The sequence below is a fragment of the Methanospirillum sp. genome, from assembly GCF_028679455.1.
Lineage (GTDB): Archaea > Halobacteriota > Methanomicrobia > Methanomicrobiales > Methanospirillaceae > Methanospirillum.
Window position 1 is genome coordinate 1 of the sequence record NZ_JAJRBM010000191.1, and the last position, 4,319, is coordinate 4,319.

Sequence of the window (4,319 nt, forward strand, 5' to 3'; positions counted from 1 at the left end):
TGTCAATAAACTGACCGTTTTTAGATCCCAATTAACCTAGGGCCGCAAGCCTGACGAATCAGGGGGATTCTCCCATCCTGCCGTTGAAACTTCCAAAGAAGCGTATGCAGCAACCATCATCTATGAGAACGCGGAAGCCAAGACGGTTGGGCAGATTCCGGTGAAAGGGCCGATCATGGCAGCAGTCAACGCCGCAGTCACCAAAGAATCACCGGCAATGCCACGATCACCGGAGCGATGGGTACCGGTGTCTCGGCATCCCGTGACAGTTCAGAGGATACCTTCAGCAGGGCACTTAAGTGCCAGACATGTATTGGAAATCCATGTCCTGTATACAGGAGAGCATCACCTTCCTTTCCGGCTGATTCCATCCGGACTACGCCTGGGATCCTTACGCCTCCGAATTGACCCTCTTCACCATCCATGCGATTCTTTCTGATAGATCAGACCTGCACCTTTTAAACATCCTCCTTTCCCCCGGAAAACATCCCTCCGACTATCCAGTTGTTCTCGCTCCTCCCCCCCTCTCTCCATAACATTCATACCCTTCTCTTCCTTAGTACCCAGATGGGATCATGAGTAGAAGAGTGTTGTATCAGTGGAGAATTCCAGGGATCCTGGTAATTCTTCTGTTGTGGAGTATGGTGGCAGTATCAGCGGAATCGGTCCCGGACCTGACAGGATCATGGCAGGGGGTATCCGTGGATACGTATTCCCCTTCTGAAGGATTTACTGACAAGACGAATAACATGGGATCGTTCCATATTATAACCAAGGATGACCTGGCTTTTGCCGGGAATGTGACATATTTTGATTCTGATACCGCAGCCAATGTGACTCATTTTTTTCCCGGTGTTCTATCGCCTGATGGAAAAACATTCTTCAAAGATGAGACCGGAAGTGGAATATCGTTTGGAGAACTGGTGTCTGACCAGGAACTCTATAATTACATGCTGTTTGCAGACCAGGATCTGATGGTTATCGTCTCTCATCTGGTGAAAGATGGGACGACACCTGCTCCTGAAAAGACGGTTCCTTCCTTGATCGGAGTATGGAACTTTACCCATAACCGCAGTACGGGAGTGAATACTACTGGTCTTCTGACCATCGAGGAGCAGCAGGGCAGGATCTGGAGCGGCAGGGAACAGATCCATGATGATGATGGAACAATGATTGAGCTCCCCATGGTTGGGACGATCGGAAATACCGGAAGATTGTACGGAATTAGTCAGGATGGGGCATTCATGTTCGGCTCAATGATCGGAGATGAAGCAATTGAAAATGCGTTTGTCATCCCGGGAGATACTGACGGCACCCTGGTAGTCGAGCGATGGATGACGAGAAATGAAACGCCGATCCCGAAACCTGGCCGTACATATCCGGATATCACAGGAGAGTGGACGATAGATGACCGGAAAGTGATCCAGAACGGAACCATCACTGATGAAGGACCGGTATCCGGCGAGTGGATGTCATACTCCAACCAGACGGAAAGGTTCGTGACTGCGACACGGCACACCGGGGATACCGATAATTCACAGGATAAGCCATCCTCGCTCATATTCAGGACCCCTGATGAGGCATACCTGACCAATGCTGATGCAGCACTTGTACTGTATCACATTATAGACAATTCAACTATGGAAGCGGTCGTTAACCGGAAAGACGGAAAATCAATCCTCTACCTTGATGTGCTGAAAAGGAAAACTGAATAATTGAATTACCACGATTATTTCTCCTTTTTTCCGGATCATTCGCGATGCAAAATCACTCACCGTACCGGTCCCGCGATCGGATGAAATATCGTGTGTACGGCATTTTCAAGTCCGCTCAAGACCGTTCAGAGGATACCTATAAAGCAGGACGCTCAATTGTCATGCCAGCAATGTTTTTCTCGTGTACGGGACGGCGTCAGATAGCGTAAGAAAAGTGCTGTATATCCATGGTTCTGTTCTCCTTTTACCTGAGTAGATACAGGGCCGCACGATTTTACAGCACTTTTCTTACGCTATCAGCAGATTCTAGGGATTCGACCATGAATATATGTTTGATCCTCAAAGAAATCTAAATGCCGCCACTATTTTTCATTGTATCATGAATTTCACAATCCAAATGATTGCATTCAGGACATGGGAATCGTGAACTCTGTGGAAAGTCAATCAAAATTTCTAATTTTCGTTCACTCTCCTGAAATTTAAGGGAGGATATGGTCCAAGGAGCAGTTAAATGAAGAGCGGCATGAAATAGTTCCTCAGCAAGAATCATTATACTTGATTACATTCACTGATACTTTACCCACTCGAAACGTCGATGAGCCAAATCACGATACTGATCTGATCCATAAGTAAGATCTCTCCTCCTTTGAAACTGACGAATATCCTGGTGTATAATCGCTGTAATATTCGTTCCCCGCTTGAGTTAATGGCAGTTTGGTTATTCTAGAATTGATAATGCCTACAGGTGGTCACACCTCAACGCGTCGAAACACCCTGACACAGATGACTCCCAGGACTACCGTTAGCGTAGAGAGAACAAGAATCTGATTTATCGGGACAACTCCGGTCTGCATTAGACGAATTGCGTCGATGGCGAAACTTAACGGATTTACTGATGCGGGAAGCAACATCCATTTCGGCATGGCACTATAAGGCATCATAGCCGATGATGTGAAAAAAACCGGCATGGAGATCATTGCATACAACGCAGCATAACTGTCATGTTCATCCACATAGAGGGCTAGTGTGGTTGCAAATGTTGAGAGAAGGGTTCCAAAGATAACCAGAATCAGGTATGTTCCCGCAAGTTGTGCAGGAGAGTACAGGGTAGCTCCTAGAAGAAAAGCCATTGCGAGGATAATCGTTGTCTGAATGATTCCGCGGATCATGATCACCAGGATTTTTCCAAACAGAATACTCTCCCTCGGGGTAGGCAGAGCCAGAAATTTGTTGAAAAATCCAAGCGTCCGGTCAAGGATAATCAGGGAGCCTCCCCCCAGTGATGCATTCAAAATGGTCATCGCAAGAACCCCGGGTGTTACGAAGTCCAGATAATTATCGGTAAACCGGATTGGAAGTGCAAGACCGACGAATATCAACCAGGCTGCCGGGATCATCATCGCTGATAAAAACCCCCATTTTGCCCGGTACCACCTGATAAGATCCCGTTTGCAATACACCAGAATTGCATTCATCAACGTCTCCCGGTCATGTTCCGAAACGAACTCAGGTTAAACGGACTTGAATCTTCTTTAGTGCCAACAAGATGAAGAAATACGTCATCAAGTGAAGGAGACCGGACCGTCATAGCGACTACGGACATCCCCTGGCCAGTGAGAGCATCCTTTATTAGCGGTACTGCAGCAGCTCCGTCATCGGCATGAAATATGAGTTCCTCTCTCTCCTGCGTGAAAAACCTTACACCAGGAATTGAAATGTTTGAATATTCCCCCTTAACAGTTACTGATACCACGTCATGCGAAAGCCGCTGCTTCAACCGGGCAGGAGTGTCAACAGCCCTGATATTGCCTTTATCAAGGATTGCCACCCGGTCACAGTACCGGTCCGCCTCATCCATGTAATGGGTGGTCACCAGAATGCACATTCCTGCATCACGGAGGGTCATGATATGTTCCCAGATCTTCTTCCTGGCTGCAACATCAAGACCGACGGTTGGTTCATCGAGGAAAAGCACCTGAGGATTGTGGACCAGTGCCTGGGCCAGTTCAAGCCGTCTTCTCATCCCTCCGGAATATATTTTTGCGTAATCATCTGCCCGGTCAGAGAGTTCCAGAACCCGGAGAGCATCTTCGGTTTTTTTTGCAGGATCAGATACCCCATAGAGCTCGGCATACATCATCACATTTTCCCTACCGGTCAGCCTCGTGTCCACAGCCATATCCTGGGGCACATAACTGATCATCTGCCTGACGTTGTCAGGCTCTTTGCAGATATCATATCTACAGATCTCTGCAGTACCTTCAGACGGAGAAAGGAGCGTGGTCAGCATGAGGACTGTTGTAGTCTTTCCTGATCCATTCGGGCCGAGGATGCCGAATAACTCATCAGGGATTATAAGATTCATCCGGTTTACTGCACAAAGGGATCCAAAATTTCTGGTCAGGTCTTTGATTATAATTTTCGCTGTAATGGTCATCTGAAAGGATCTCCTAGTCATGAGTCAGGATATGATACCCCCCTGACCCCCGGAACTCAAGTTCGATATGGAATGTATGGGGAGTATAAGTCTTAATTATTCATCGCTTGAGGTGAAACCGAGTGAGGGTACTATCCGGATGTACCCAATCTCATGTCTCCTGTAAA

4 protein-coding genes are annotated in these 4,319 nt (G+C 47.3%); 1 reads left to right on the forward strand and 3 read right to left on the reverse strand.

What is annotated here, in order from left to right; genetic code table 11:
* Positions 1 to 197: 197 nt before the first annotated feature.
* A complete protein-coding gene (locus LUQ50_RS06415) occupies positions 198 to 425 on the reverse strand; it encodes a hypothetical protein (RefSeq protein WP_300037907.1) in 228 nt (75 codons plus the stop codon).
* Between the two features lie 150 nt (positions 426 to 575).
* On the opposite strand from LUQ50_RS06415, the gene LUQ50_RS06420 reads away from it, so the two are divergent.
* Positions 576 to 1,715, forward strand: coding sequence for a hypothetical protein (locus LUQ50_RS06420; protein ID WP_300037910.1), 1,140 nt, complete (start codon positions 576 to 578; stop codon positions 1,713 to 1,715).
* Between the two features lie 749 nt (positions 1,716 to 2,464).
* Here the strand turns inward: LUQ50_RS06420 and LUQ50_RS06425 are convergent.
* Together LUQ50_RS06425 and LUQ50_RS06430 are read right to left on the reverse strand one after the other, a co-directional pair.
* Entirely contained in the window at positions 2,465 to 3,190 is a 726-nt protein-coding gene (locus LUQ50_RS06425; RefSeq protein ID WP_300037913.1) for an ABC transporter permease, read from the reverse strand.
* Positions 3,190 to 4,152, reverse strand: a complete 963-nt coding sequence (locus LUQ50_RS06430) for an ATP-binding cassette domain-containing protein (RefSeq protein ID WP_300037916.1) — start codon at positions 4,150 to 4,152, stop codon at positions 3,190 to 3,192. Before LUQ50_RS06430 ends, LUQ50_RS06425 begins: the two co-directional genes overlap by 1 nt.
* Positions 4,153 to 4,319 lie beyond the last annotated feature (167 nt).